The 26,925-nt window shown below is 40.3% G+C and carries 26 protein-coding genes; 9 read left to right on the top strand and 17 right to left on the bottom strand.

Translation table 11 applies throughout. The features are described from left to right. Positions 1 to 10: 10 nt before the first annotated feature. The 10 genes from I6F50_RS07385 to rsmD all read right to left on the bottom strand — a co-directional run bounded on the left by I6F50_RS07385 (position 11) and on the right by rsmD (position 10,895). Positions 11 to 832, bottom strand: a complete 822-nt coding sequence (locus I6F50_RS07385) for a class I SAM-dependent methyltransferase (RefSeq protein WP_165727128.1) — start codon at positions 830 to 832, stop codon at positions 11 to 13. A gap of 106 nt (positions 833 to 938) precedes the next feature. Then, positions 939 to 2,525 carry a bifunctional phosphoribosylaminoimidazolecarboxamide formyltransferase/IMP cyclohydrolase gene (gene purH / locus I6F50_RS07390; RefSeq protein ID WP_007586526.1) on the bottom strand — a complete coding sequence of 529 codons (1,587 nt, stop codon included), beginning with the start codon at positions 2,523 to 2,525 and terminating at the stop codon, positions 939 to 941. Between the two features lie 191 nt (positions 2,526 to 2,716). Further along, on the bottom strand, positions 2,717 to 3,007 hold the full coding sequence (fis, locus tag I6F50_RS07395; protein ID WP_002957804.1) for a DNA-binding transcriptional regulator Fis: 291 nt from the start codon (positions 3,005 to 3,007) through the stop codon (positions 2,717 to 2,719). Positions 3,008 to 3,026: 19 nt separating this feature from the next. After that, a complete protein-coding gene (gene dusB / locus I6F50_RS07400; protein ID WP_010553368.1) occupies positions 3,027 to 3,998 on the bottom strand; it encodes a tRNA dihydrouridine synthase DusB in 972 nt (323 codons plus the stop codon). Between the two features lie 281 nt (positions 3,999 to 4,279). Beyond that, complete coding sequence (prmA, locus tag I6F50_RS07405; protein ID WP_024590609.1) at positions 4,280 to 5,161, bottom strand: 50S ribosomal protein L11 methyltransferase; 882 nt, start codon at positions 5,159 to 5,161, stop codon at positions 4,280 to 4,282. A gap of 67 nt (positions 5,162 to 5,228) precedes the next feature. Further along, positions 5,229 to 7,076 carry an RNA polymerase sigma factor RpoD gene (rpoD, locus tag I6F50_RS07410; RefSeq protein ID WP_007586533.1) on the bottom strand — a complete coding sequence of 616 codons (1,848 nt, stop codon included), beginning with the start codon at positions 7,074 to 7,076 and terminating at the stop codon, positions 5,229 to 5,231. Positions 7,077 to 7,466: 390 nt separating this feature from the next. Then, positions 7,467 to 9,218 carry a DNA primase gene (gene dnaG, locus I6F50_RS07415; RefSeq protein ID WP_197119693.1) on the bottom strand — a complete coding sequence of 584 codons (1,752 nt, stop codon included), beginning with the start codon at positions 9,216 to 9,218 and terminating at the stop codon, positions 7,467 to 7,469. A gap of 244 nt (positions 9,219 to 9,462) precedes the next feature. Next, positions 9,463 to 9,909: a GatB/YqeY domain-containing protein gene (locus tag I6F50_RS07420; protein WP_007586535.1), complete on the bottom strand. Its 447-nt coding sequence runs from the start codon at positions 9,907 to 9,909 to the stop codon at positions 9,463 to 9,465. A gap of 19 nt (positions 9,910 to 9,928) precedes the next feature. Further along, positions 9,929 to 10,144: a 30S ribosomal protein S21 gene (gene rpsU / locus I6F50_RS07425; protein WP_002957797.1), complete on the bottom strand. Its 216-nt coding sequence runs from the start codon at positions 10,142 to 10,144 to the stop codon at positions 9,929 to 9,931. 145 nt (positions 10,145 to 10,289) lie between these two features. Then, on the bottom strand, positions 10,290 to 10,895 hold the full coding sequence (rsmD, locus tag I6F50_RS07430) for a 16S rRNA (guanine(966)-N(2))-methyltransferase RsmD (protein ID WP_007586536.1): 606 nt from the start codon (positions 10,893 to 10,895) through the stop codon (positions 10,290 to 10,292). Between the two features lie 207 nt (positions 10,896 to 11,102). Between rsmD and ftsY the strand changes: the two genes are divergently transcribed. The 4 genes from ftsY (at position 11,103) to rpoH (ending at position 16,251) form a co-directional block, all read left to right on the top strand. Continuing rightward, complete coding sequence (gene ftsY / locus I6F50_RS07435) at positions 11,103 to 13,325, top strand: signal recognition particle-docking protein FtsY (RefSeq protein WP_197175844.1); 2,223 nt, start codon at positions 11,103 to 11,105, stop codon at positions 13,323 to 13,325. A gap of 87 nt (positions 13,326 to 13,412) precedes the next feature. Beyond that, a complete protein-coding gene (ftsE, locus tag I6F50_RS07440) occupies positions 13,413 to 14,090 on the top strand; it encodes a cell division ATP-binding protein FtsE (RefSeq protein WP_007582842.1) in 678 nt (225 codons plus the stop codon). Continuing rightward, the gene (gene ftsX / locus I6F50_RS07445; protein WP_165727133.1) at positions 14,087 to 15,073 is read left to right on the top strand and encodes a permease-like cell division protein FtsX; all 987 of its coding nucleotides are present in this window, start codon (positions 14,087 to 14,089) and stop codon (positions 15,071 to 15,073) included. The genes ftsE and ftsX overlap by 4 nt, the downstream gene beginning before the upstream one ends. A gap of 314 nt (positions 15,074 to 15,387) precedes the next feature. Then, on the top strand, positions 15,388 to 16,251 hold the full coding sequence (rpoH, locus tag I6F50_RS07450) for an RNA polymerase sigma factor RpoH (protein ID WP_007582838.1): 864 nt from the start codon (positions 15,388 to 15,390) through the stop codon (positions 16,249 to 16,251). 97 nt (positions 16,252 to 16,348) lie between these two features. Here rpoH and I6F50_RS07455 read toward each other — a convergent pair whose 3' ends face one another. The 5 genes from I6F50_RS07455 to gpmM form a co-directional block, all read right to left on the bottom strand. Continuing rightward, entirely contained in the window at positions 16,349 to 16,912 is a 564-nt protein-coding gene (locus I6F50_RS07455) for a hypothetical protein (RefSeq protein WP_165741842.1), read from the bottom strand. Positions 16,913 to 17,057: 145 nt separating this feature from the next. Further along, positions 17,058 to 17,819: a divergent polysaccharide deacetylase family protein gene (locus I6F50_RS07460; protein ID WP_197140918.1), complete on the bottom strand. Its 762-nt coding sequence runs from the start codon at positions 17,817 to 17,819 to the stop codon at positions 17,058 to 17,060. Positions 17,820 to 17,869: 50 nt separating this feature from the next. After that, entirely contained in the window at positions 17,870 to 19,135 is a 1,266-nt protein-coding gene (locus I6F50_RS07465; RefSeq protein ID WP_165741838.1) for a S41 family peptidase, read from the bottom strand. Between the two features lie 34 nt (positions 19,136 to 19,169). Further along, a complete protein-coding gene (locus I6F50_RS07470) occupies positions 19,170 to 20,309 on the bottom strand; it encodes a murein hydrolase activator EnvC (RefSeq protein WP_197140915.1) in 1,140 nt (379 codons plus the stop codon). 3 nt (positions 20,310 to 20,312) lie between these two features. Beyond that, the gene (gene gpmM, locus I6F50_RS07475) at positions 20,313 to 21,857 is read right to left on the bottom strand and encodes a 2,3-bisphosphoglycerate-independent phosphoglycerate mutase (protein ID WP_197175846.1); all 1,545 of its coding nucleotides are present in this window, start codon (positions 21,855 to 21,857) and stop codon (positions 20,313 to 20,315) included. 338 nt (positions 21,858 to 22,195) lie between these two features. Between gpmM and I6F50_RS07480 the strand changes: the two genes are divergently transcribed. From I6F50_RS07480 to gpsA, 4 genes are read left to right on the top strand one after another with little or no spacing between them, the layout of a single operon-like run. After that, the gene (locus tag I6F50_RS07480) at positions 22,196 to 22,627 is read left to right on the top strand and encodes a rhodanese-like domain-containing protein (protein WP_007376037.1); all 432 of its coding nucleotides are present in this window, start codon (positions 22,196 to 22,198) and stop codon (positions 22,625 to 22,627) included. Positions 22,628 to 22,658: 31 nt separating this feature from the next. Beyond that, positions 22,659 to 22,916: a glutaredoxin 3 gene (gene grxC / locus I6F50_RS07485; protein WP_165740928.1), complete on the top strand. Its 258-nt coding sequence runs from the start codon at positions 22,659 to 22,661 to the stop codon at positions 22,914 to 22,916. Positions 22,917 to 22,950: 34 nt separating this feature from the next. After that, positions 22,951 to 23,436: a protein-export chaperone SecB gene (gene secB / locus I6F50_RS07490; protein ID WP_166420933.1), complete on the top strand. Its 486-nt coding sequence runs from the start codon at positions 22,951 to 22,953 to the stop codon at positions 23,434 to 23,436. A gap of 3 nt (positions 23,437 to 23,439) precedes the next feature. Then, entirely contained in the window at positions 23,440 to 24,447 is a 1,008-nt protein-coding gene (gene gpsA / locus I6F50_RS07495) for an NAD(P)H-dependent glycerol-3-phosphate dehydrogenase (RefSeq protein WP_197140909.1), read from the top strand. Positions 24,448 to 24,523: 76 nt separating this feature from the next. Here gpsA and trmL read toward each other — a convergent pair whose 3' ends face one another. Further along, the gene (gene trmL / locus I6F50_RS07500) at positions 24,524 to 24,988 is read right to left on the bottom strand and encodes a tRNA (uridine(34)/cytosine(34)/5-carboxymethylaminomethyluridine(34)-2'-O)-methyltransferase TrmL (protein ID WP_007582820.1); all 465 of its coding nucleotides are present in this window, start codon (positions 24,986 to 24,988) and stop codon (positions 24,524 to 24,526) included. 161 nt (positions 24,989 to 25,149) lie between these two features. Between trmL and I6F50_RS07505 the strand changes: the two genes are divergently transcribed. Continuing rightward, positions 25,150 to 26,016, top strand: a complete 867-nt coding sequence (locus I6F50_RS07505; protein WP_197175918.1) for a cation diffusion facilitator family transporter — start codon at positions 25,150 to 25,152, stop codon at positions 26,014 to 26,016. On the opposite strand, the gene I6F50_RS07510 is transcribed toward I6F50_RS07505, so the two are convergent. After that, positions 25,976 to 26,923, bottom strand: coding sequence for an alpha/beta fold hydrolase (locus tag I6F50_RS07510; protein WP_197175848.1), 948 nt, complete (start codon positions 26,921 to 26,923; stop codon positions 25,976 to 25,978). The genes I6F50_RS07505 and I6F50_RS07510 overlap by 41 nt on opposite strands. Positions 26,924 to 26,925: the final 2 nt, after the last annotated feature.

Consider the following 26,925-nt stretch of genomic DNA (forward strand, 5'->3'; position numbering starts at 1 on the left):
AAATTCCTATTTAAAGCGGTTTCTTAAATTTCAGCGTCATGCGGTCGCTTTCACCAATGGCTTTATATTTGTCAGCATCTTGTTCGCCGAGTCTTAAGCTTGGTGGTAGCGTCCATACACCTTTAGGGTGATCGGCTGTATCTTTTGGATTTGCATTTATTTCACTGCTTGCTACTAATTCAAACCCAGCTTGTTTAGCTAGGTCGACTACGTAGCTCTGCTTCATATAACCTGTAGTTTTTTGATCTTCGTCAGCACGTTCTTCAGCTAAACGGTGTTCAACTAAACCTAATGTACCACCTGGTTTAAGGGCTTTATAAAAAGCTTGGAATGCACTTAATGCACCGCTTTTATCTTTGCCCATATACCAGTTATGCACATTACGGAACGTTAAAACCATATCGGCACTGCCAGCTGGCGCAATATCTAAATGTGTTACAGGTGCAAACTCAGTAATTTTAACGCTACTAAAGCGCTCATCTTCAGCTACTTTTTGTTTAAAGCCCGCAAGAGAGCGTTGGTAGTAGCCAACTGATGAATCAGCAGGAAAGTGCGCGGCATAGTAAGTGCCTTGCTCTTTTAGTGCTGGCGCTAAAATTTCACTATACCAACCACCGCCTGGCGCAATTTCAACAACTGTCATAGTTGGTTTAAAGCCAAAAAATGCCAATGTTTGAGCCGGGTGACGATATTCGTCACGAACGCTGTTTTTAGCGCTACGTTCGCTTGATTGAAGTGCATGCTCAAGGCTCGATTCGTGGTTATGGCTAAGCGCCATAGTCGATGTCATCGTTAGTGTGGCTACAAGTAGCGATTTTAGCGCAAATTTCATTGTTTGTTCCTTCACATTATAATTTTAAATAGGTTATTGAATAATCAGAATACGTGAATTTATAGCAAACAAAAAGGGTTAAACCAACGTTTAACCCTTTGTGTGATTAGTGGCGGAAATGGCGCATACCAGTAAGTACCATTGCCATACCGGCTTCATCAGCGGCTGCAATCACTTCCTCGTCGCGCATTGAGCCACCTGGCTGAATTACCGCAGTAATACCAGCGGCTGCGGCTGCGTCAATGCCATCACGGAATGGGAAGAACGCATCAGACGCCATAACTGAACCTTTAACTTCAAGGTTTTCGTCTGCAGCTTTTATGCCTGCAATTTTAGCTGAGTATACACGGCTCATTTGGCCTGCGCCTACACCAATGGTCATACCGTCACGGGCATAAACAATTGCGTTTGATTTAACAAACTTAGCTACTTTCCAGCAAAATAGTAAATCTTTAAGTTCTTGCTCTGTAGGTTGACGTTTAGAAACAACTTTTAAGTCGCCTTGCGTTACCATGCCTAAATCGCGGTCTTGAACTAAAATACCGCCGTTAACGCGTTTAATATCTTGGCCAGCTGCTTTACCTGTCCACTGTCCACATTCTAATAAACGAACGTTCTTTTTAGCTTCAACAATTTTTGCAGCGTCGCTCGAAATACTAGGTGCGATAATTACTTCAACAAACTGACGATCAACAATTGCTTGTGCAGTTGCTGCATCTAGCTCTCGGTTAAAGGCAATAATGCCACCAAATGCTGATGTAGGGTCTGTTTTAAAAGCGCGCTCGTATGCTTGTAGAATATTGTCCCCAATTGAAACACCACACGGGTTAGCATGTTTTACAATTACGCACGCAGGTACGTCAAATTCTTTAACACATTCAAGTGCTGCATCGGTATCTGCAATGTTGTTAAACGAAAGGGCCTTACCTTGCAATTGAGTTGCTGTTGCAACTGATGCTTCAGCAATGTCACTTTCAACATAAAAAGCAGCATCTTGATGTGAGTTTTCACCGTAACGCATATCTTGCTTTTTAGTGAACTGCATATTGATAGTACGTGGGAATTTAGTCTCTACAGCAGCTTCCTCGGTGTAATCAGGAACCATTTTACCGAAGTAGTTAGCAATCATGCCATCGTATGCGGCAGTATGCTCGTAAGCTGCAATCGCTAAGTCAAAACGTGTTTTATATGTAGTAGAGCCATTATTGTTTTGCATTTCACTAATAACACGGTCGTAGTCACTCGCGTTTACCACGATTGTTACGTCTTTGTGGTTTTTAGCGGCTGCACGAACCATTGTAGGGCCGCCAATATCAATATTTTCAATAGCATCTTCAAGGCTGCAGTTTTCTTGAGCGACTGTATTCGCAAAGGGGTATAAGTTAACTACAACTATGTCGATAGCAGAAATGTTGTTATCTGCCATTACGCTTTCATCTTGTCCGCGACGGGCTAATATGCCGCCGTGAATTTTTGGGTGAAGAGTTTTTACGCGACCATCCATGATTTCAGGGTGGCCTGTGTGATCTGATACTTCAGTCACTTTTATGCCGTTATCAGCAAGTAGTTTACATGTACCGCCAGTTGATAATATATCAACGCCTTGCGCTTCTAGTGCGCGGGCAAATTCAACAATACCGGTTTTATCAGACACACTTAATAGTGCGCGACGAATGGGACGATGAGTATCCATTGTAGTTTGATTTCCTCAGTTAATGAGCTAGCTTAGAAGCGGGCATTTTAACTGATTACAACTCAAAAAACGACTTATAAAGCGCCGATGAGGGTGAGCATTTTGCAACTCGGCTATTAAACTACGGGCATAAAAAAAGCACCCTAGGGTGCTTTTTTAATAATTAGCTGTGATAAATCACAGCCAGCATATTAGTTCATGCCGTATTTTTTAAGCTTTTTACGTAAAGTACCACGGTTGATACCTAGTAAAATTGCTGCACGAGTTTGGTTACCACGTGTATATGTCATTACTTCTTCAAGTAATGGCGCTTCTAGCTCTGAAAGAACAAGGTCGTAAACGTCTTGCACATCTTGACCGTTAAGCTGCTTTAAATAGTGGTGAACAGCTTTTTTTACTGCATCACGCAATGGCTGCGGTTTCTCGTGTGACTGAACATGAGGGTTAGTGATAAATGGAGAAGTCACGTTTTGTTCGAACATTATTAAGTCTCTTTCTTTCTTAGTTAGCTGCTAGTGTTTTAAAGTATTGCTCTAATGCGACGACCTGTGCTTGTGGGTTGTCGAGCGCATTAAATACTCGCCTAAACTGACCATCACTGTCATGGGTTTGCAAATACCAAGATACATGTTTGCGAGCAATTCGCGCTCCCATTGGCTCACCGTAAAACAGATGGAGGTTTGTTAAATGCTCCATTAAAATACTGCGCACCTCTGCAATAGCAGGCGGCTGTAAGTGTTCCCCAGTTCGCAAATAGTGGTCTATCTCCCTAAATATCCAAGGGCGACCTTGGGCGGCTCGGCCAATCATAATGGCATCTGCACCCGTATAGTCTAAAACCTGTTTTGCTTTTTCTGGTGATGTAATATCACCATTGGCAACAACAGGAATCGACACTGAACGTTTTATATCCCTAATCGTGGCGTACTCAGCATCACCTTTGTACATACATGCGCGCGTACGCCCATGTACAGCAAGTGATGCAATGCCATAACGTTCAGCTATTCTCGCAATCTCTACACCATTACGGTTATCCGGATCCCATCCTGTACGGATTTTAAGTGTCACAGGTATATCAACAGCATTAACGACTGCATCAATAATCTCTTCCACAAGTTCAGGAAACTGTAATAAGGCAGAGCCTGCGAGTTTCTTGTTCACTTTTTTTGCTGGGCACCCCATATTGATATCTATGATCTGTGCACCGTTAGCAACATTGAATTGTGCGGCCTGCGCCATAAGCTCAGGATCTGCTCCTGCAATTTGCACAGCGCGTATACCCGACTCACCGCTGTGATCCATACGGTTCATCGACTTTTCCGTTTTCCAAACCTTAGGATTAGACGATAGCATTTCAGAAACAGCTAGCCCTGCGCCTAAACGACGGCAAAGTTGTCTAAATGGTCTGTCTGTAATGCCAGCCATTGGCGCGACAATTACATTATTCTCAAGTTGGTATTTACCGATACGCACTATATTCAATAGGCCTCTTTTCAAGGGGCGCTAAGTTTACGGTTTTTTTCACAAAAATCAAAGGCTATAAATTGAACAAAAGTAACTTTTTTTTGCCCTTTTCGTATTGACATTTGATAACCACATGACAAGTAGGTTGATTTGTTTGAAATTTATACAAGTTTTATTTTTTACACAATAATCAGAAAACTTTTAATATGTAAAAAAATAGTAAAGCCTGTTAAATACAGGCTTTACATGCAGGTTTTGAGTTAATGCTCTAAATTTGGTTATGCAGTTTATTACGCTTTTTTAGTGCCACTTACTCGAGTCCAATCACCTTCAACGGCAATGTCATCTAGTTCAATAAACGGTGCATAAATATCAGCAACTGATTGTGCTTGTTCTTCTAAAATACCCGACATTGCAATCTTGCCACCAGGCTTTAATAAACCTAAAATTACACTGTGCAATTCGCGAAGTGGCTGGGCTAATATATTTGCCACTACTATGTCGGCGGTAAACTCAGGTTGGTTTTCTGGAAGGTATACTTCAAGTTTGTCTGCAACGCCATTACGGTTAGCATTATCTAAGCTTGCCTCAAGCGCTTGAGGATCAATATCAATCCCAATCATGCGCTCTGCGCCTAGTTTTATAGCTGCAATACCTAAAATGCCTGAGCCACAACCAAAATCAACAACCGTTTTACCTGTTAGATCTTGGCTTTCTAACCACTTAAGGCATAAGGCCGTTGTTGCATGTGTGCCCGTGCCAAAAGCAAGGCCAGGGTCAAGCAGTACATTTACTGCATCAGGATCTGGAATGTCGCGCCAGCTTGGACAAATCCATAGCCTTTCACCAAATTGAATAGGGTGGAAGTTATCCATCCATTCACGTTCCCAGTCTTTATCCTCAAGCTGCTCTATTTTGTATACTAAATTGTCTTTTAGTTCATCATGGCGTTTCAATAACGCAACGACTGCATTCATATCGTGATTAGCTTCAAACAAGCCAATTACTGTTGTATCAGCCCAAAATACAACGGTGCCAATTTTAGGTTCGTAAATAGGGGTGTCTTTTGCGTCAATAAAGGTTACTGAAGCACTACCCGCTTCCATTAATAGGTCACTTACTGCATCTGCTGTTGCAGCATTGGCGTTAATACGAATTTGGATCCAAGCCATGATTATTTCCTTCAAATAGAAAAAAGGCCGCTATAGCGGCCTTTTTAGTTTATATAGTAGCGCTAAATTATTTAGCGTCTAAAAAGCTTTTCAGTAAATCTGAGCGAGAAGGGTGGCGTAATTTACGCAGCGCTTTCGCTTCTATTTGACGAATACGTTCACGTGTTACGTCAAACTGTTTACCTACTTCTTCTAAGGTGTGGTCGGTATTCATATCAATACCAAAACGCATACGTAGTACTTTAGCTTCACGGGCTGTTAGGCCTGCAAGTACATCGTTAGTTGCGCCACGAAGAGACTCCATTGTTGCCGAATCGATTGGCGAATCAATAGTTGTATCTTCGATAAAGTCACCTAAGTGAGAATCTTCATCATCACCGATTGGTGTTTCCATTGAAATTGGCTCTTTAGCAATCTTAAGTACCTTACGGATTTTATCCTCAGGCATCATCATGCGTTCTGCTAATTCTTCTGGATTTGGCTCACGACCCATTTCTTGTAGCATTTGACGAGAAATACGGTTAAGTTTATTAATCGTTTCAATCATATGTACTGGAATACGGATTGTTCTTGCTTGGTCAGCAATAGAGCGAGTGATTGCTTGACGTATCCACCACGTAGCATAAGTAGAGAACTTATAACCACGGCGATATTCAAACTTATCAACTGCTTTCATCAGACCAATGTTACCTTCTTGAATTAAATCCAAGAATTGTAAGCCACGGTTTGTATATTTTTTAGCAATTGAGATTACCAAACGTAAGTTAGCTTCAACCATCTCTTTTTTCGCACGGCGTGCTTTCGCTTCACCAATGCTCATTCGACGGTTAATGTCTTTAATACGCTCAATGCTTAAACCTGTTGTTTGTTCAATAACAGATAATTTATTAATGCTACGAATGATTTCTGGCTTAACTTCTTCAAGTTTAGCTGAATACTTTTCGTTACCTGAAATTTCTAAATCTACCCATGAAGCGTCAGTTTCGTTATTAGCAAAATGCTTAACGAACGTTTTCTTCGGTAATTTAGCAATTTGTACAGCTTGTTTCATGATTAGACGTTCTTGAACGCGAACACGATCCATCATTTCACGCATGTTATTTACCATGCGGTCAAACTGTTTAGGTATTAATTTAAAGGTTCTGAAAAGCTCACCAATTTCAAAAATGGCTGCTTGTGATTCAGGATGCGAACGACCTTTAGCTTCAAACGTATCACGTGCTTTATTATATAAATCACGTAAATTTTCAAAATGAATGCGCGCTTCTTCAGGATCTGGCCCTGTGTCTACTTCTTCTTCATCTTCGTCATCGCTATCAGCATCATCTTTGTCATCTTTATCGTCATCAAGTTGCTTAGCACTTAATTCTGAACCGATATTAGTTGCTGAAATTGGCGCTGTATCTTCATTAGGATCGATAAATCCAACGATGATATCGCTTAAACGCATTTCTTCAGCTTCAAACTTATCCCACTGCTCTAGCAGGTAAGTGATTGCTTCAGGGTACTCTGCAACAGAAATCTGTACTTGGTTAATGCCTTCTTCGATACGTTTAGCGATTACAATTTCGCCTTCACGTGTAAGAAGTTCAACAGTACCCATTTCACGCATGTACATGCGAACCGGATCCGTTGTACGGCCGATTTCTTTTTCTACAGTCGCAAGGGCTGCAGCGGCAGCTTCAGCTGCGTCTTCGTCTGTCGTTGTTTCTTGCATCATTAATTCATCAGCATCAGGCGCGTTTTCGCTAACCTTGATACCCATATCATTAATCATGCTTATGATATCTTCTACTTGATCTGAGTCTATAATGTCTTGTGGAAGGTGATCATTTACTTCTGCAAAAGTTAAGTAGCCTTGCTCTTTACCTTTTTGAATCAGAAGTTTTAATTGTGACTGAGGAGTTGGATCCATAGAGATTGTTTCTTCCACTCTGATAAGTTGATACAACAGGCGCCATCATGTAGTTTGCATTAAAGCCAACTAGAATAATGTGACGCAGTGAATAGCACAGTATAACAGTTTAAATCAATTTTGACTAGGGTCTGTTGGCCTTTCAGGATTAAAGTTTGTTCTATCCAAGGGTGGTTTAATCGCGGCGCCAGGTTTGTAACCTAGTGGGCTAAGTCAAAACCGGGCAACAAAGAGTAAACCTCCCTTGGGACGAACCCAAAGGGCAGCGCGTGTTCGGCATTTATGCTGCGTTATCGCCTATTTATGTGGAATAACCACACTACATAGGCTCTGCCTTGTCTAAATACCAAACACACTGCTGTAAACTTAACCTCGAAAGATAAACAGACCCTAACTGTTAGTTGCTTTTAACGCTGTCATTAACAAATGACACTCAAGTCTTTCGTCGCTACTAAGGCCTTGAGTCTTGTCCTTTATTAATAGGGTCTCGAGTCGATAATTTAAACACTGATCTTCAATAAACTTGAAAGTATTTTTAAAAACCGTCTCTAAACGTTCTTCATTTATTTCGTGTTGCCACGTTGCAAGCTTTATTAATGGCTCATAATCTTCAGTTCCTCTGAAAAATTCAAGCAGTTGTGCTGTGGTAACACTTTCTTTTTCTAAAGCTTGCTCTTGTAAGCGTAATAATAGCCCTATACCAGCAATATTCATTTGTGCGAGTTCAGGTAAATATGGCACATTTTTAGCTAAGTTAGGATGTTGAATTAAAATACCAATCGCTTGACGCATTGGTGTTATTTTAAACTTACGTTCAATCGAATGCTGTTGCTTTGGGGTTTTTAAACGGTTATTTAATTGCTCACGTGTTCTTCCGATTAAACGCCCTAATTGTTCAAGAATGTTTTCTTGATAAAATTCACTTGGGATTTTTTCAATGAGTGGAAGTGCTGCACTGAGTAATTTAGCTTTTCCTGAGTCGAGTGTTAAATCAACTTCTTGGCTTAATTTATTAAACAATACTTTGGTAAAGTCATCTGCTTGGCTTAGGCGCAATTCGAATTGCTCCTTACCTTCTTTTTGTACAATAGAGTCAGGGTCTTCGCCATCGGGTAAAAAAGTAAATTGCAGTGCTTTACCGTCATTTAAATAAGGAAGTGCGTTTTCAAGCGCCCTCCAAGCTGCATCACGGCCAGCTCTGTCGCCATCGTAACAACAGATTACTTTATCTGTTGTTCTAAACAGCGTATGCATGTGCTCGCTTGTTGTTGCGGTACCTAGTGATGCAACGGCATATTCAATCCCTTGCTCGGCTAAGGCAACAACATCCATGTAACCTTCCACAACCATTACATGCTCAAGTTTTTTATGGGCTTGCTTTGCTTCATAAAGTCCGTAAAGCTCAAAGCCTTTATGAAAAATTCGGGTCTCTGGCGAGTTTAAATATTTTGGCCCTTGGTCGGCTTGCATTACACGCCCACCAAATGCAATAACGCGTCCGCGTTTATCGCGAATAGGGAACATTAATCGGTCGCGGAAAAAATCAAATTGTCTGCCTGGTGTTTTTTCTGAAGCTAGCTTTAATTCAACTAATTGCTCTTTTTGTTCTTTATTACGGCCAAGCTGAAGACATAATCCATCCCATTCGCTGGGAGCGTAGCCAATCATAAACTTTTTAACTGTTTCACCACTTAAACCACGGCCTTTTACATATTCAATAACGGCGGCAGAATTACTGTGGTGTTTTAATTGGTGCTGATAAAAGCGCGCAGTATGAAGCATTAAATCGTAATCAGAGCGCTTTTGCGCAGCAGTACGTTCTGGTGCTGAGTTTGTGCCTTGTTCTCGAGGTACTTCTAAGTTAAGCATGCTTGCTATTTCTTCAATAGCATCTACAAACTCAAGCTTTTCATACTCCATTACAAACGAAATAGCATTACCATTAGCGCCACAACCAAAGCAATGATAGAACTGTTTGTCTTGCGATACGGTAAATGAGGGCGATTTTTCGTTATGGAATGGGCAACAAGCTTGATAATCCTTACCTGCTTTTTTTAGACCTACTTTTGAGTCTATCAGGTCGACAATATCGGTTCTGGCAAGTAAATCGTCTATAAAGTTACGTGGGATCTTTCCAGCCATTAGTAAAATACAGTCCTGAAATAATAAGAAGAATAACGAATATGAAATTTACTTTTTTATACTAGCTTGATGCAACGTATAGCGTGCTTTAACTTACCAAAATGATAACAAAATAAATAGGGAAGCTATAAAAAATTTCATTTTAAAGTAACCTAGTAGGTGTACTTTTTATTAAAGTTAAAAACAAAGAAACCGAGCGCAAGGCTCGGTTCACTTCAATCATACTTTAATGTATGTGGGAGTATTAGGCAGTTAATCGTTGCTTAATTAAACCAGAGATTTTGCCCATATCGGCACGACCTTCGGCTTTGCTTTTGATTATACCCATTACTTTACCCATGTCTTGCATACCTGCTGCGTTAGTATCAGCAATAGCCGCATCAATGAGAGCAATGATTTCTTCTTCACTCAATTTTTGAGGTAAGAAAGTTTCAAGTGCTACTATTTCATTGGCTTCAATATCAGCTAAATCATCACGCCCAGCATCTTTGTACTGAGTGTAAGAGTCACGACGTTGTTTAACAAGCTTCACTATAACGGAGGTAATACCTGCGTCGTCTAGTTCTATGCGCTCGTCAATTTCACGTTGCTTGATTGCAGCAAGTACCATACGAATAGGGTTAAGACGTTGTTTGTCTTTAGCTCTCATCGCATCTTTTTGCGCATCTTTTAGCGTTATTAAAAGGCTCATTTATACAAGACCTAATATATTAGTATAATTTAACGCGACGTGCGTTATCACGAGAAAGTTTTTTCATGTGACGTTTTACTGCAGCAGCTTTTTTACGCTTACGCTCAGCTGTTGGTTTTTCATAGTGCTCGCGACGACGAACTTCTGAAAGGATTCCTGCTTTTTCACATGAACGCTTGAAGCGACGAAGTGCTACGTCAAACGGTTCGTTCTCTCTTACTTTAATTACTGGCATTAAAAATTCACCTACCTAAATTATGAGCGTTGCTCAAGTTGATCAAACATTGATCAAGTGGTTCAAAAATGGTGCGGTATTGTAATCCGAAGCAACACCACATGTAAAGGACAATATTAACAGAAACGCATCATGTAAAACAGTATTAATTTGCTTGGCGCTGGTAGAGTTTGCAAAACACTTGGCCTGCCTTTTTTTCTTTAATTAACAACCAGTTGCTCGGGTTCTTGAAGGTGGTTAACTCTGTTTCTACTTCAACATAAATTAATGCATCATCGCTTAACCATTGGTTTTTTTCTAATAAATCGCAGGTTGTTTGCGCTAAATCTTTACGAAATGGTGGGTCAACAAATACAAGATTAAACGCTTCGTTTGTGTTTTTTTGCTCTAAAAAGGAGAGTGAATTAGTATGTTTAACGTATGCGTTGTCGAGCTTTAAAGTGCTAATGTTTTGTTCTAATTGCTTGGCAGCTGACGAGTCGAGCTCGATAAATGTGGCGTTTTTTGCAAATCGAGATAGCGCTTCAAATCCTAACCCACCAGAACCTGCAAAACAATCAAGTACATTTGTGTCACGCGTATCTTGCATTAGCCAATTAAATACAGTTTCTTTAATTCGATCGGTAGTAGGTCTTAAGCCTTCTACATTTTTAACAGGGAGTTTTCGGCCTCGAAATTGGCCACTAATCACTCTAATAAAGCCATCACTGGGCTTGTTAGTAGCTTTATTTTGCGTTGTTTTTTTTCTCATTTAGCTCACTAAAAAATGGTATATGGTATCTAGCTCAGATAATATTATGGGTGATTACGTGTAGCTTCATTTTTCAACCGTATTAAAAGTGTTACTATTGAACACTTACGTTTTGAATGGTTGTATTTATTAGCAACTATTGCTGGGCATTGCCAAGCTATTTCAAATTTTAGTTTATCAGATTTTTATAAGTGGTTATTAGCAAGTATGACAAAAAAAAGTAAATTCATGTCGTGGCTCGGTTTTGGCAAGTCAGATAAAAAAGAAGCAGAGCAAAAAGCAGCCGCTGATAAACAACAAGCATTAGCGCAAGAAGAAGCGCAGAAGCTAGAGCAAGAAAAGCTTGCGCAGCAGGCTGAAACTGAACGCTTACAAGCAGAAGCCGAAGCAGAGCGCTTAGAGCAGGAGCGTATTGCTGCTGAACAAATTGAAGCTAAACGTTTAGAGCAAGAAAAGCTAGCACAGGAGCAAGCTGAAGCTGAACGTTTAAAAGCAGAGGCCGAAACAGAGCGCTTAGAGCAGGAGCGTATTGCTGCTGAAAAAATTGAAGCTAAACGTTCAGAGCAAGAAAAGCTAGCACAGGAGCAAGCTGAAGCTGAACGTTTAAAAGCAGAAGCCGAAACAGAGCGCTTAGAGCTGGAGCGTATTGCTTCTGAACAAATTGAAGCAAAACGTTTAGAGCAAGAGCGTGCTGAAAACGCAGAAAAGATTGCCATTGAGCAGGCCAATGCTGAATTACTTGCAAAACAACAAGCTGATGCAGAAGCGCAAAGACAAGAACACGCACAACGTTTAGCCAATCAAGAAACGCAGATGCTGTTAGAGCAAGAGCGATTGGCTGCAGAAAAAATAGAGGCTGAGCGACTAGAGCAAATACGCCTTGAAAAAAAGGATGAAGCTGTAAAGGCTGAAAAGCTTGCAATAGAGCAAGCGAATGCTGAGTTATTAGCAAAAGAACAAGCAGATGCTGAAGCACAAAGACAAGATCAAGCAAAACGTTTAGCAGAACAAGAAGCGCAAATGCGTTTAGAGCAAGAACGCATTGCTGCTGATAAAGCAGAAAGCGAGCGCTTAGAACAAGAACGTATTATTGCTGAGAAAGCTCAGAACGAGCGTTTAGAACAAGAACGTATTGCGGCTGAAAAAACTCAGAGTGAGCGTTTAGAGCAAGAACGCATTACTGCTGAAAAAGTAGAAAATGAGCGTTTAGAGCAAGAACGTATTGCTGCTGAAAAAGCTCAGAACGAGCGCTTAGAGCAAGAACGCATTGCAGCTGAAAAAGTAGAAAATGAACGTTTAGAGCAAGAGCGCATTGCGGCTGAAAAAGTAGAAAACGAACGTTTAGAGCAAGAGCGCATTGCAGCGGAAAAAGCAGAAAACGAGCGTTTAGAGCAAGAGCGCATTACTGCTGAAAAAGCAGAAAATGAGCGTTTAGAGCAAGAACGCATTGCAGAAGAACTTGCAATAGAAGAAGCTAAAAAAGCAGAAAAGCCGAAAAAAGAAGGGTTTTTCTCTCGTCTTAAAAAGGGCTTGTTAAAAACTCGCGTTAATATAGGTTCTGGTTTTGCATCTATTTTTAGTGGTAAAAAAATAGATGACGAATTATTTGAAGATCTTGAAACACAGCTGCTCACCGCCGATTTAGGCGTTGATACCACCATGAAGTTGATTGATAGCTTAACTGATGCTGCAAACCGTAAGCAGTTAAAAGATGGTGATGCGCTTTATGAGTTAATGAAACAAGAAATGGCGGCGATGCTAAAAACGGCTGAACAGCCTTTAGTAATTACCAAAGATAAAAAGCCATTTGTTATTTTAATGGTGGGCGTAAATGGCGTTGGTAAAACAACGACTATTGGTAAGATGGCTAAGCAATTTCAAAGCGAAGGTAAGTCGGTTATGCTGGCTGCTGGCGATACGTTTAGAGCGGCTGCTGTTGAGCAACTTCAGGTTTGGGGTGAACGTAACAGCATTCCTGTTATTGCACAGCATACGGGTGCAGATAGTGCATCGGTTGTTTTTGATGCATTCCAAGCTGCAAAAGCACGTAATATAGATGTGTTAATTGCAGATACAGCGGGTCGCTTGCAAAATAAAGATAACTTAATGCAGGAGCTTGAAAAAATAGCTCGTGTTATGAAAAAAATTGATCCTGATGCGCCGCACGAAGTGATGCTAACCATTGATGCTGGCACAGGTCAAAATGCAATTAGCCAAGTGAACTTATTTAATCAATGCGTTGGCTTAACTGGTATTACGCTTTCAAAACTTGATGGAACTGCAAAGGGTGGTGTTATTTTTGCGGTTGCAGATAAGTTTAATATTCCAATTCGTTACATTGGTGTTGGTGAAGGTATTGATGATTTACGCGCTTTTAAAAGCGATGACTTTATTGATGCGTTATTTAGCCAAGATGAGGACGACGTTTAATTTACCAAAAGAGGGAGCTTGCTCCCTTTTTAATTGCGAGGAATACCAATTTTATTAGTAAACTAATTGAATTGGCATAATAAAAAAATGATAAATTTTCAGCAAGTAAGTAAGACTTATCCTGGAGGGCACCGCGCCCTCGAAAAAGTTAATTTTCATGTTAAACCGGGTGAACTTGCCTTTTTAACCGGCCACAGTGGTGCGGGTAAAAGTACGTTGCTTAAGTTAATTAGCTTAATGGAACGTCCATCGGCAGGCAGTGTATTTATCAACGGTGTTGATTTAAATAAAGTAAACTCGCGTCAAATTCCTTATGCTCGCCGTGATATAGGTATTATTTTTCAAAACCACCGTTTACTAGAGCGCTATACTATTTTTGATAACGTGGCACTGCCTCTTATTATTGAGGGTACTCACCATAAGCAAATAGCTAAACGTGTTCATGGTGCGCTTGATAAAGTAGGCCTGATAGACAAAATAAAATGTCATCCGTCTATGCTCTCTGGAGGCGAGCAGCAACGTGTTGGTATTGCCAGAGCAATCGTAAATTCCCCGCCAATTCTGTTAGCCGATGAGCCTACAGGTAACCTAGACCCTGAGCTTTCAATGGAAATCCTAAAGCTGTTTGAGGACTTTAATAAACACGGCACCACTGTTCTTATAGCGACGCATGACTTAGGTTTGGTTGCACGTATGAAGTACCGCAGTCTAACCTTAAAAGATGGCCGCATGCTTCAAGATCCGCTCGCTGAGGGAGCACTATGAGTTTACTTTTTAAAAGTCGTCAAAATAGTAACGACAAGCAAAAAAAATCAGTATTAGCTGGCAGTTATTTTTTCATTATTAATATTTTTCGCCAAGGTGTTCATAGCTTAGGTGAAATGTGGCGTACGCCGCTTGCATCTATGATGACTATTGCTGTACTTGGTTTGAGCCTAACGTTACCTGCAACACTTTATCTCGTTGTTAAAAACGTACAGCAAGTAAGTAGTGGTTTTGAAGAAGCGAGTGAAATATCGTTGTTTGTAAAAGAAAGTATGAACGAGCAAGAAACGCAAACATTAGTAAAGCGTTTAGCACTTTATCCAGAAGTGGAAAGCGTTGAATTTATATCAAAGCAAAAAGCACTAACAGAATTTAAAGACGTATCTGGCTTTGGGCAAGCTTTAGAGTACTTAGATAAAAACCCATTACCTGATGTGGTACTTGTTACTCCTACAAAACGTCACAGACACCCAAATGCCGCTAAAGTACTGCTAACTAAATTAGAAAGTGAACGTGAAGTTGATTTTGGTAAGCTCGATATAGCGTGGCTAGAGCGTTTAAATGCATTACTAGATTTACTGAAAGAAAGTGTAATAACCATCGCATTATTACTGCTTACCTCAGTGACGCTTATTATTGGTAACACCATCCGTTTGTCGATCATGGATAAAAAAGAAGAAATACAAGTAATGAAGCTAGTCGGCGCAACTAACACCTTTATACATGCCCCATTTTTGTGGACCGGTATTTGGTATGGTGTAATAGGTGGTTTATTCGCCTTTATATGCGTAGGATTAATGATGTGGTGGCTTTCAAGCGCTGTGAGTAGTGTAGCGGGGGTGTATCAAACAAGCTTCTCGTTAATTGGATTATCGCTTAATGAGCTCGGCTTTTTAGTGTTACTTGCAACAAGCTTAGGATTTGTAGGCTCGTACCTTTCTGTAAATCGATATATTAAAGAAATAGAACCCGATAAAGTATAAAAAATCCTGCAAACTATAAGTGAACCAACCCAGCTTGATATGCGTATCGTACCGAACTGGGTTGTACCTCCTGTTATTAAAACTGTCATATTTATGTACTATCCTCCCATGAAGTAATGAGTTGTAAATGAGGTGATGCAGCGAGGTTAACCTGCTGCAGCCCCTCAATTCATCACTTATTCAGTCGCTTGTAGTAGACTAAACACATACTAAAAACTGCTTGATTTATACTTTAAAAAAGTTTTAAATTGGGGTTAGCACTCTTAAAGAAAGAGTGCTAAGATAGTTTCAAATGTTTATCACCGAGGTGAAAAATGAGTAAAGATTTATACGCAATGGCACTTACAGTCGGACAACAAAGCGCAAGCATGGACGGTTACCTTCAAGCGGTAAGCACTATTCCTATGCTTAAAGTTGAACAAGAGCAAGAACTTGCTAAAAAGCTTCAGGAAGAAGGTGATCTTAGTGCTGCCAAGCAACTCATTATGTCGCATTTACGCTTTGTAGCACATATTGCTAAAGGCTACTCGGGATACGGCTTACCACAAGCTGACCTTATTCAAGAAGGTAATATAGGCCTGATGAAAGCGGTTAAACGTTTTGACCCTACAGTGGGTGTACGTTTAGTATCGTTTGCAGTGCATTGGATTAAAGCCGAAATTCACGAGTTTGTGCTTAAAAATTGGCGCATAGTTAAAGTTGCAACCACTAAAGCGCAACGTAAATTGTTTTTTAATCTTCGTAAAAACAAAAAGCGTTTAGGTTGGTTTAATCAAGCTGAGGTTAGTACCGTTGCTAGCGAGCTAGGTGTGAGTGAAAAAGAAGTACGTGAAATGGAATCGCGCATGAGCGGCCAAGACATGGGCTTTGACCTAACGGGCGACGATAACGACGACGCACCAACAAGCACGTACTCTCCAGTACAATATTTAACAGATGGCGCAGCTGATTTAGCTGACGACGTTGAACAAGAACAGTGGAAAGAGCAAGCGCATACTCGTTTATTTAGCGCACTTAAAACACTAGACGAACGTTCACAAGATATTGTTAGCGCACGTTGGTTGTCGGATGATAAAGCGACTCTTCAAGAGCTTGCACAAAAGTACAGTGTATCTGCTGAACGTGTTCGCCAGCTTGAAAAAACAGCGATGAAAAAGTTACAAAGCGCTATGAGCTAATATTGCTCAAGCAGCAAATTTAAAAGCCCTGCATGAAAATGCGGGGCTTTTTTGTTTTATGAAGACCAAATAACTAAAAAATAAGGGAAGATTAACCTTAAATACCATCAATTAAATAGATAAAGATAAATATGAAAGCACATGTATTGAGGAAAAATGAGACCCAATACCACTTTGTGTATTTTTCTTCTATTTCATCCTTATCACAGTCTATCTGAAGGTTATCTTTAGTTTTCCCTGCTTGGCAGTGAGAATGAAGGAAATAAAGAGAAATTAAGTAACCAATAAACATTGTAAAGCTAAATGCAGAATATTTGTTATTGCTTTCAACAGTATTTACAAACATCCATATACAATTAAAGCCAGTAACACTTGCAGAAATAATGGCGTTAACGCACATTAGCATAAGAGGGTAGCCTGATCCTTTCCTACAAAAGTATATATAAATGCGTCCAAATACTGATGCAAGTGAACCTTCAAGTAAGAAGAATAAACAAGCAACAAATACCAAGTCGACACTAATTCTAATGGGTATTAAGTTATATCCAAAAATAATAGTAGGAACTGCATAGAAGGTATTTATTATTGCTATGATACTCGCAATTGAGCCCACAAATGAAATAGGTTGATTCCTTGCTTCAGCAATAATTGTTTTTAACAATTGATATCCCTAAATTATGGTTTGAGGTTACAAGCTTTAATAGCTGAGGTGCAGCTAGTGTTTTTATTATGAATAATTATATCATTTAATAGTTTAAATTATATTAACTTAAATACCTCACGACTAAGTCTGGACACTCATCATCTCATCGAGCACTAATCCCTTTACCCTCAGCCTGCGCTAACTGAATGTATTTACGCTCAACCAGCTGCGAAACCGGCACGAGCTCAAAACCTTGCTTAGTTAGCTCGGGTAAGGCATGACGTAAAAATTCGATTGTTTCTGGGTAGGGGTGAGCAATTGCAATAGCAGAATTATGGATGGTGGCTAGTTGTTTTAATTCTTCAAGCCTTAGCTGCAGTTGTTCTGGTGTAGTTATATTATCTAAAAACACTTGGCGACTAATATTGGCAACACCTAAAAAGTTAGCAGCATTTTGTGCTTGGCTTAAATCGGTTGTGCGGCTATCTAAAAAATATAAATGGCGCTTTTTAAGCACTTCCATTGTCCACTTCATAGCTTGGCTTTGCTGCGTAAGTGCTGAGCCCATGTGGTTATTAACGCCTTTAACTTGCGGCAAACTGGCGAGAGCTGTTCCTAAAGTTTGCTGAAGCTGCTCTTTATTCATATTTAAAGTGAGCGCGCCAGGTCCTAGTTCTTTACCACTAAGAGCCTGCATAGGTACATGAAGTAATAGTTCTTTATTTGATTGACTGGCAAGCGTTGCAAAAATTTGCGAATAAGGGGTATGGGGCAAAATTGAATATGACAATTGCCCTGGTAAGGAAAGGAACTCTAAGTCCCGTTGATGATAGCCTATGTCGTCTATCACTATTGCTATTTGCTTAGCGCTAATTGTTGCTGAGCTAAAACAAATAGCTAATATTAGCCATTTTATTATTTTCACGTTTATAGTTTTTATTATCTTTTTAGCTTTATTTATACAGCTTATACAAGCTATTGCATGCTGAGTAATTGTTTTGCTTTAACTAGCTGTAAATCGGCTAAGTTACTCGAGAGTAATTGCGCGTTACTGTTAGCGTGTTCATTTTTTATTATAACGGCTTTATTACTTTGTGAAAGGGTTGTTTGATTAACAGCCACATCGGGGGTTATTCCTATCCCATCAATCGACTTTCCTAGCGGCGTAAAATATTTAGCAGTAGTGAGCTTTAATGCAGTGTTGCCGTCACCTAGCGGAATGAGCGATTGTACAGAACCCTTCCCAAAAGACTGACTGCCAACAACGGTTGCTCGTTTATTATCTTTAAGTGCTGCTGCAAGTATTTCGGCTGCAGAGGCTGAGTTTTCATTTATAAGTACAACAATGGGGGCATTTTTTAGAATGTCTCCACGCTTTGCATAAAATGCTTGGTTGGCATCGTAAAAACGTCCTTTAGTAGTTACTATAGTGCCACTTTGTAAAAATAGGTCTGATACCGCTACTGCGCTTTGTAATGTACCCCCTGGGTTATCACGTAAATCAATTACTAAGCCTTTAAGTGGGTAACCAAAGTGGCTTTGCAGGGCAGCAACTTGCAGAGCAACCTCATGTAATGTGTGGTTAGAGAAGTTATTGATAGCTATATAACCAGTACCAAAATCTAGAAGTTCGCTTGTTACGCTTTCGAGGTTTATTTGGCGGCGTGCTACATGAAACGTGAGTGGGTTTTTATTGTTATCACGACTTATAATTAGGTCTATATTTGAAAATTTACTGTCTCTTATTAGTGTTGCTACTTCATCGATTGTAAGGTTTTGGGCTGCTTGGTTGTTTACACTTACAATAATATCGCCTGGCAAAATACCCGCTGCTTTTGCGGGGGAGTTATTAACCACATTAACAATAGTCATATTCTCGTCGATATTTTTAACCTCAATACCGATACCGGTGTAACGTCCATTTGTGTTATCAAATAATGAGGTTAGTTCGTGCTCATTTAAGTACTTAGAGTAAGAGTCGAGCTTTGAATATAAACGCTCAAACTGTTGGCTATTATATTTAATGTGGTGGCTATTTTGTAAGGTGAGATCTTCAACATAGTAGGCATGAATGTTAAAGAGTATTTCGTCTATTTGTTGTCTTTTAAGATCTTTAATCGAGCTTGCTAGTGCGTTACTAGAAAAAGCGATTAAGGTTAGTAATACAAGCAAATACAGACTTATATAAAAGCCTGTATTTTTTTGATCAATGGTAGTTACTACAGTTTTTTTAGTTGTCATCAGCTGCTCCAGAGCGGTGCAGCGATTTATTTAATTAAATGCGTTTGCACCATTTTACAGGATTTACTGCGCGTCCTTTGTGGCGTATTTCAAAGTATAGACCAGAACTAGCTTGTCCGCCGCTTTGGCCAACTAAAGCAAGGGTTTCGCCTTCGCGTACCATGTCGCCTACATCTCTTAGCAGTGTTTGGGCATGACCATATAGGCTCATAAAACCTTCACCATGGTCTACAACAATTACCCAGCCATAGCCCTTAAGCCAATCGGCGAATACAACTTGACCATTATGTACACTATTAATATTAGTGCCTTCTTTTGCACCAATTAATACGCCTTTCCAATCAATACCACCATGTTTACGTTGACCGAATGTGTGCTCTAACTTGCCTTTGCTCGGCCAATCTAATTTGCCCTTGCTTTTATTTAGGCCGAGTAATTCAATTTTTTGTGTTTTTTCTTTTTCGAGTTCTTCAATTGTTGTTACTAACGTTTGTTGGTTTTCTTTTAAATAATTTATTGAGCTTTTGGTGCTGTTGAGCTGAGCTTGTAAATTTTTAAGATTAGCTTGGCGTTCACTTTGCGCATTAAGCAATGCAGTTTGGCGCCTTTTTTGCTCATCATACAAAAGCTCTAGCTTTTCTTGAGTTTTAACAAGTTCTTCTTGGTTTTGTGCTATTTGTTGTTGAAGGTTTTTTAGATCTTCAATTTGTTCAATACGGGCTTTATTTAAGTAGTTGTAATAACTTAGTGTGCGCTCAAATTTTGCGGTGTCTTCTTGGTTTAACAGCATTTTAGAATAGTCGTCGCCACCCGCCATGTAGGCACTTTTGAGCTGCGCGGCTAAGACTTTTTGAAACTGAGTATGCTTTTTATCGAGCTCATCGGCTTTATTTTGTAGCTCTTTTTGCTGTGTTTTTGTTTCTCTTACTGATTGTTCTGCCATGTTAAGTGCTTTAGCATTTTTAGCTATATCGAGTTCATGGCTTTTGAGGTTTTTTTGTAGTGACGCTATTTTTTTTCTTTGGGCGTTATACTCAGCTTGGCTTTGCTCAAGTGCATTTTGAACTTCTGATAAGTCTTTTTTAGTACGATCTTCATTAGCAACTGCAGATGCAGTCACTAATGAAGTGAGTATTAAACCGCACTTAATTAACCGGTTAATACGTCTATTCATGCGTTATTTCAACATCATGATAGGCGTACCAGTCATTTCGTTTGGCTGCTCCATGCCCATTAAGTGAAGCATGGTAGGGGCTACATCGCTTAATGCTTTACCTTGCATTGGCTCTGCATCGCGACCCACATAAATAAAATGTACCGGTTCGCTAGTGTGAGCTGTATGGGCTTGGCCTGTTTTAAGGTCTGCCATCTGCTCAGCATTACCATGATCAGCTGTTATTAGTGCTTCACCACCAAACTCTTCAAGTGCATCAACAACACGTCCAATACAGCTATCTACCGCTTCACAGGCCTTAACTGCAGCGTCAAACACGCCAGAGTGACCTACCATGTCGCCATTAGGATAGTTACAAATAATAGCATCGTATTTTCCACTTTTAATTGCTGCTACTAACTTGTCGGTTAACATTTCTGAGTTCATTTCAGGTTGTAAGTCGTAAGTTGCTACTTGCGGCGAAGGAATTAGTTCGCGTGTTTCGCCTTCAAATTCGCTTTCGCGCCCGCCACTAAAGAAAAATGTAACGTGTGCGTACTTTTCGGTTTCTGAAATACGAAGCTGTGTTTTGTTATTTTTTTCAAACCACTCACCAAGTACGTTTACTAACGGTGTTGAACCAAAGGCAATAGGTGCATCTATATCGGCTGCATACTCTGTCATCATTACAAATGCACTAAGCGCTGGCGTTCTTTTTCTTGCGAATCCATCAAAATCAGGCTCAACAAAAGCGCGAGTAATTTCGCGGGCTCTGTCTGCTCTAAAGTTGGCAAAAATTAGAGTGTCGCCATCGTTAATTTCGGCTGGCTCTGCACCTGTTGGTGTAATAGTTGTAGCAGCTACAAACTCATCGTTTTCGTCGCGCTCGTATGCTGCATTAAGTGCCTCTACGCCGTTATCAAAATTAAAGTCGCCTTCGGCTAATGCAATTACATTGTAAGCTTTTTCTACTCGGTTCCAGCGGTTGTCTCTGTCCATTGCGTAGTAGCGACCAACAAGTGACGCCAAACGACCGCATTTAAGTTCGCTAAACAATGCTTCAATACGTTCGATTGACGCTTTAGCACTACGTGGAGGTGTATCGCGGCCATCTAAAAAGCCATGAAAGTAAACTTCTTTAGCACCACGTTTTGCAGCAAGTTTTATGCTAGCAACAATGTGATCTTCGTGACTATGTACGCCACCTGGGCTTAAAAGACCCATTATGTGAACTGCTTTTCCTGCACTTACCGCTTTATCTATGTTTTCAACTAAGGCTGGGGTTGAATCAAATTCGCCATCGTTAATTGCTTTAGTGATACGGGTAAAATCTTGATAAACAATGCGACCAGCACCTAAGTTCACATGGCCAACTTCTGAGTTACCCATTTGACCATCAGGAAGACCAACATCTAAACCCGAAGCTGATATTAATGTGTGTGGCCGTGTGGCCCATAAATTGTCTAATACCGGTGTGTTAGCTGCAAGAATAGCATTACTTTGCGTATCTTCGCGGTATCCCCAACCGTCTAAAATCATTAATACCAGTGGTTTTTTATGCTCTGTCATAATAGCTCCTGAAAATTAGTATCTGTTGATGGATACTGTGCACCTAAAAGGTTTATTAGCGTGGTTTTAGCATACCGTGTTTTTAAGCTAGGATCAGCATTGAAAACAAGATATTAAATTTTTTCACTTATACCTCATTGACTAACCTGAACTCTGCTTGAGATAGATTTATTATCCAGAGTTCTTGTTAACTATATATGGGGGGCTTTATCGTTTTTTAAACGTCTCTAAGTGCTCCTAAACTCGCATTTTAGGTTGGTTTGGGTATACTTGCGTGGCTAAAGTACAAAATCCTTAAAACATCACGTTTTAAAACATAATTTCATAGTGGAAGTAGAATGGATCAATATATTGAATTTATTACAAATCATCCCATTTTAAGCCTTGCTTGGGTTGGTATTGTTTTCCTTATTGTTAGTGGCTGGATAAAAAGTAAGTTTTCAGCTGTTCGTCAAATAAATCCTCAGCAGCTTACGTTACTTATAAACCGTGATGACGGCCAAGTAATCGATATACGTGCACAAAAAGAGTTTAATGCAGGACGTATTTCTGGCGCTGAGCACTTAAGCCCAGAGAATGCGAAAAAATCTGACTTTTCAAGCCTTGAAAAGTACAAGACTAAACCCATTATAGTTGTATGTACTACAGGTATGACTGCCCAAGGTACTGCAGCCGCTATGAGTAAAGCTGGTTTTGAACGAGTTTATTTATTAGCAGGTGGCATGGGTGCGTGGCAATCTGCCAGCTTACCAACTACAACAGGTCGCTAATCAGTTTAGCTTGGCCGATAGAGGATTTATTATGAGTAATGTTGTTTTATACACCAAGGCGTATTGTCCATTTTGTCAGCGTGCTCTTTCGCTTTTAAATAGCAAAGGCGTTGAATACACTAATTATGATATTGGTGTACAACCAGAGCTACGTGCTGAAATGATTACTAAAGCTGGTGGCGCAAGCACAGTACCGCAAATATTTATTAATGATGAACATATCGGTGGCTGCGACGACATGATGGCTATTGAAGCGCAAGGTAAACTTGACGCTAAGTTAAACGCTTAATTTAATTATAATAACGAACAAGTTAGGAATAACAATGAACGAAGAAAATCAAAACGTAGCAGCTGCAGAAGCCGGTGCACAATTTACTATTCAACGTATTTACACTAAAGATGTATCGTTTGAAACGCCAAACTCTCCGGCCATTTTTCAAAAAGAATGGACGCCAGAAGTTAAGCTAGACCTAGATACACGCTCTAACAAACTAGACGAAGGTGTATTTGAAGTTGTTTTAGCACTAACTGTAACTGCTTCTCTTGGTGAAGAAACTGCGTTCTTATGTGAAATTCAACAAGCAGGTATTTTTACTATTGCTGAAGTTGAAGAAGTGCAACTTGCGCACATGCTTGGTGCATTTTGCCCTAACGTGTTGTTCCCATATGCACGTGAAGCTGTTTCAAATCTTGTTAACCGTGGTACTTTTCCACAGCTTAACCTTGCGCCAGTTAACTTTGACGCACTGTTTGCACAATACATGCAACAACGTACTGCGCAAGCTGACCAGGTTACAGCAGACGCATAACCTATGAGTACAGCAACTACAGCTGTTACTGTATTAGGGGCGGGGTCTTACGGCACCGCCCTTGCTATTTGTTTAGCCCGAAATGGTCACCACGTGACACTTTGGGGAAGAAATAGCGACGACGTTGCCACGCTTGCAGCTGAGCGGAAAAATCAACGTTACTTACCTGATGCTCCTTTCCCAGACACTCTTACTCTTGAAGCTAACTTACTAAATGCCGTTGCTAGCAGCGCTATTGTACTTGTTGTTGTACCAAGCCATGCTTTTGGCGACACACTTGCGCAAATTAAACCGGCATTGCAAAAGGGTGCTAAAGTTGCGTGGGCAACGAAAGGGCTCGAGCCAAATACTGGGCGCTTGTTGCAAGAAGTGGCTTTGCAAGAATTGGGTGATGATATTCCACTTGCCGTACTTTCGGGCCCTACATTTGCAAAAGAAATGGCGATGGGCTCACCTACAGCTATTTCAGTGTCTTCTACGTCGCCTGAATTTGCTCAGCAGCTAGCTGATTTACTTCATTGTGGCCGCTCATTCCGCGTGTATAACAATGATGATTTTATTGGTATACAGCTCGGTGGTGCGGTTAAGAATGTAATTGCCATTGGTGCCGGTATTTCGGACGGTGTTGGTTTTGGTGCTAATGCGCGTACTGCGCTGATCACTCGAGGTCTTGCTGAATTAACGCGATTAGGCTGTGCTTTGGGCGCAAAACCAGAAACTTTTATGGGAATGGCGGGTCTTGGTGATTTAATACTCACCTGTACCGACAATCAATCTCGTAATCGTCGATTTGGTTTAGCACTAGGTAAAGGCGAAAGTGTAGATGCTGCTATTGAGTCTATTGGCCAAGTAGTGGAAGGCTTTAGAAATACTAAAGAAGTGTATTTATTAGCGCAGCGTAGCGGTGTAGAAATGCCGATTACCGAGCAAATTTATAAAGTGCTTTATGAAAATAAAGACATGAAAGAAGCAGCAATGGCGCTATTAGGCCGAGAGCAGCGTTCTGAATAAATTTATACAAAGTATACTAAAACTAAAAACCGACGTTATGTCGGTTTTTTGTTCTTTGTTGCTTGGTATAAGGTGCTTATTGCGCGTTAGGAAAGCCCAACTGGCGCCACGACTCGTAAACAAACACGGCTACTGCGTTTGACAAGTTCATGCTGCGGCTATTGGCTTGCATAGGAATACGCACACGCTGCTCTTTTGGCAGTGCTTGGATCATATCGTCAGGCAGGCCGCGGGTTTCAGGTCCAAAAACTAGGCAATCGCCGGCTTCGTAGCTAGCTTCGTGGTGAAACTGACTACCTTTGGTTGTACATGCATATATTTTTTTTGGTTTACATTTTTCAAGGTAATCTTCAAATGAGGCATGGCGTTGAACATGACTAAATTCATGATAATCAAGTCCTGCACGTTTCACGCGCTTATCGTCCCACTCAAAACCTAACGGCTCAATTAAATGTAATGCATAGCCGGTATTGGCACATAGGCGAATAATATTACCAGTGTTAGGCGGTATTTCAGGTTGGTATAAAACAATATCCAGCATAATGAGCCTTATAAAATAATCTGTAGTTTGACGAAGGGCAGTATACACGAAACCTTTTAAAAAAATGATATACTCACACTATTGAGTACTCCTAATTATAGGATTAAAACGTGCATAACCGTAGCTACGAATTTTGGGTTAAAACTTCAAGCATTGTTACCATGGTAATGGTTAGTTTAATGATTGGCGCAAAAACATGGGCATGGCTTGCTTCGGGCTCGGCTTCAATGCTTGGCTCGTTAACTGATTCGTTAATGGATATTACTGCCACCGCCATGAGTTTTTTAGTGTTAGGTTACGCACTGCGCCCAGCGGATGATGACCATAGATTTGGACACGGTAAAGCCGAAGCACTTGCAGGGCTTGGACAAGCTGCGTTTATTGCAGGCTCAGGTTGCCTACTTGCTTTTCATGGTATTGAGCGATTATTTAACCCTATACAGTTAAGCCATTCTTTATTAGGTGTGTGGGTAAGTATTTTTGCTATTGCGTGTACGCTGGTCATTGTATTTGTACAAAACAAGGTGGTTAAGTATACCGATTCAATTGCTATAAAAGCCGACTCAGTACATTACAAAGGTGATTTAATATTAAATGCCGCTGTGCTATTAGCTATCTTGTTAGCTTATTATGGTGTGTTGTATGCCGATCCGGTTTTTGCGATAGGTGTAGCGGGTTATTTACTTTATAACAGTTGGGATATTGCTCGCGATAGCGCCGATCACTTAATGGATAAAGAACTGCCAGATGATGAAAAGCAAAGCATATTTGATATAGCCAGAGCCCATGCAGATGTATACGGCGTGCATGATATTCGTACTCGCCAAGGCGGAAAAGTTAAGTTTATCCAAATGCACTTAGAGCTTGATGATCATTTAAGTTTAATACGTGCTCATAACGTAGCTGATGAAGTGGAGTCAATGCTTAAAGAACGTTTTGAATCTGAGGTAGATATACTGATCCACCTCGACCCTTTATCGGTACTTGCTAAGCCGTCACCGACTCACAAAACTGATACAAACTTTTAAGCAATGGCTGGCGTATTTCATCACGTTCAAAAAACAGTTCGTGTTTAGCGCCTTCAAAGCTTTTAAGTACTGTATTTGCGTGTCTGTTTGCTAATTTATATTGGGCATTGTTATCGACTACTTCGTCGTTTTGCGCACTGGCAATATAAAGTGGAATAGTCACGCTTAAGCTATCCATCGAAGTTATAAATGCAAACGTTGCATTTAACCAGCCGTAAGTAACACCGCCGAGCTGTAGTAATGGCTCTTCTTTATATGTTTGCCTAAATAGCTCGTAACGCACTGGGCTGCTGGTTAATACATTTGTAGCAAACTCATCGGGTATATAATCGGTTTGCCCTAGCGCGTAGTTGTCTTTTTGACCCAAAAGGGTAGCGGTACTGGCTATTAATTTAGCTAAAGGTTTTGGTGTGTTTTTTGTGTAAATATCAAGCATCGGGGCTGATAAAAACGCGCCACTAAAATTGTGTTCAAAATGCGCAAGGTAATCAAAAGCAATAGCGCCGCCCATTGAATGACTCACTAATACTTTTTTACCCTGCCAATAAGTATCCACAACGTGTTTATTAAATAAGTTTAGATCGGCGCTGTAATCTTTAAATTGATTAACATGGCCTTTGTGCTTATTTAGTAGGTGGCGATAAGAGCGGCCTTGTCCTTGGTGATCGGCTATGAATATGGCAAAATTATTGTTATAAAGCTCCCACAACAATTCTTTATATTTATCTAACCCTTCAAGGCGCCCCGAACTGATAACAATGGCAGTTTGAGCTTTTTCAGGTATGGCATAAGCATAAAATAATTGCCCGTTAGGCGTATCTAAATAAGCTTTAATTAGCGTGTTTTTATAAAAGTTATTAATTGTTATTTGATTACTTTTAAGCTCACGCTCACTACTATAAAACATGG

It is taken from the genome of Pseudoalteromonas sp. NZS127_1 (assembly GCF_015864295.1).
Classification (GTDB): domain Bacteria; phylum Pseudomonadota; class Gammaproteobacteria; order Enterobacterales; family Alteromonadaceae; genus Pseudoalteromonas; species Pseudoalteromonas arctica.

Excerpts from the sequence above, each read along its gene's own strand:
- ftsE (WP_007582842.1), top strand. The coding sequence starts at position 13,413 with ATGATAAATTTTCAGCAAGTAAGTAAGACTTATCCTGGAGGGCACCGC.
- grxC (WP_165740928.1), top strand. The coding sequence starts at position 22,659 with ATGAGTAATGTTGTTTTATACACCAAGGCGTATTGTCCATTTTGTCAG.
- rpoD (WP_007586533.1), bottom strand. The coding sequence starts at position 7,076 with ATGGATCCAACTCCTCAGTCACAATTAAAACTTCTGATTCAAAAAGGT.
- secB (WP_166420933.1), top strand. The coding sequence starts at position 22,951 with ATGAACGAAGAAAATCAAAACGTAGCAGCTGCAGAAGCCGGTGCACAA.
- ftsX (WP_165727133.1), top strand. The coding sequence starts at position 14,087 with ATGAGTTTACTTTTTAAAAGTCGTCAAAATAGTAACGACAAGCAAAAA.
- ftsY (WP_197175844.1), top strand. The coding sequence starts at position 11,103 with ATGACAAAAAAAAGTAAATTCATGTCGTGGCTCGGTTTTGGCAAGTCA.
- I6F50_RS07420 (WP_007586535.1), bottom strand. The coding sequence starts at position 9,909 with ATGAGCCTTTTAATAACGCTAAAAGATGCGCAAAAAGATGCGATGAGA.
- gpsA (WP_197140909.1), top strand. The coding sequence starts at position 23,440 with ATGAGTACAGCAACTACAGCTGTTACTGTATTAGGGGCGGGGTCTTAC.
- purH (WP_007586526.1), bottom strand. The coding sequence starts at position 2,525 with ATGGATACTCATCGTCCCATTCGTCGCGCACTATTAAGTGTGTCTGAT.
- gpmM (WP_197175846.1), bottom strand. The coding sequence starts at position 21,857 with ATGACAGAGCATAAAAAACCACTGGTATTAATGATTTTAGACGGTTGG.
- I6F50_RS07510 (WP_197175848.1), bottom strand. The coding sequence starts at position 26,923 with ATGTTTTATAGTAGTGAGCGTGAGCTTAAAAGTAATCAAATAACAATT.
- dnaG (WP_197119693.1), bottom strand. The coding sequence starts at position 9,218 with ATGGCTGGAAAGATCCCACGTAACTTTATAGACGATTTACTTGCCAGA.
- rsmD (WP_007586536.1), bottom strand. The coding sequence starts at position 10,895 with ATGAGAAAAAAAACAACGCAAAATAAAGCTACTAACAAGCCCAGTGAT.
- rpoH (WP_007582838.1), top strand. The coding sequence starts at position 15,388 with ATGAGTAAAGATTTATACGCAATGGCACTTACAGTCGGACAACAAAGC.
- trmL (WP_007582820.1), bottom strand. The coding sequence starts at position 24,988 with ATGCTGGATATTGTTTTATACCAACCTGAAATACCGCCTAACACTGGT.
- prmA (WP_024590609.1), bottom strand. The coding sequence starts at position 5,161 with ATGGCTTGGATCCAAATTCGTATTAACGCCAATGCTGCAACAGCAGAT.
- I6F50_RS07385 (WP_165727128.1), bottom strand. The coding sequence starts at position 832 with ATGAAATTTGCGCTAAAATCGCTACTTGTAGCCACACTAACGATGACA.
- I6F50_RS07465 (WP_165741838.1), bottom strand. The coding sequence starts at position 19,135 with ATGACAACTAAAAAAACTGTAGTAACTACCATTGATCAAAAAAATACA.
- rpsU (WP_002957797.1), bottom strand. The coding sequence starts at position 10,144 with ATGCCAGTAATTAAAGTAAGAGAGAACGAACCGTTTGACGTAGCACTT.
- I6F50_RS07480 (WP_007376037.1), top strand. The coding sequence starts at position 22,196 with ATGGATCAATATATTGAATTTATTACAAATCATCCCATTTTAAGCCTT.
- fis (WP_002957804.1), bottom strand. The coding sequence starts at position 3,007 with ATGTTCGAACAAAACGTGACTTCTCCATTTATCACTAACCCTCATGTT.
- I6F50_RS07505 (WP_197175918.1), top strand. The coding sequence starts at position 25,150 with ATGGTAATGGTTAGTTTAATGATTGGCGCAAAAACATGGGCATGGCTT.
- I6F50_RS07470 (WP_197140915.1), bottom strand. The coding sequence starts at position 20,309 with ATGAATAGACGTATTAACCGGTTAATTAAGTGCGGTTTAATACTCACT.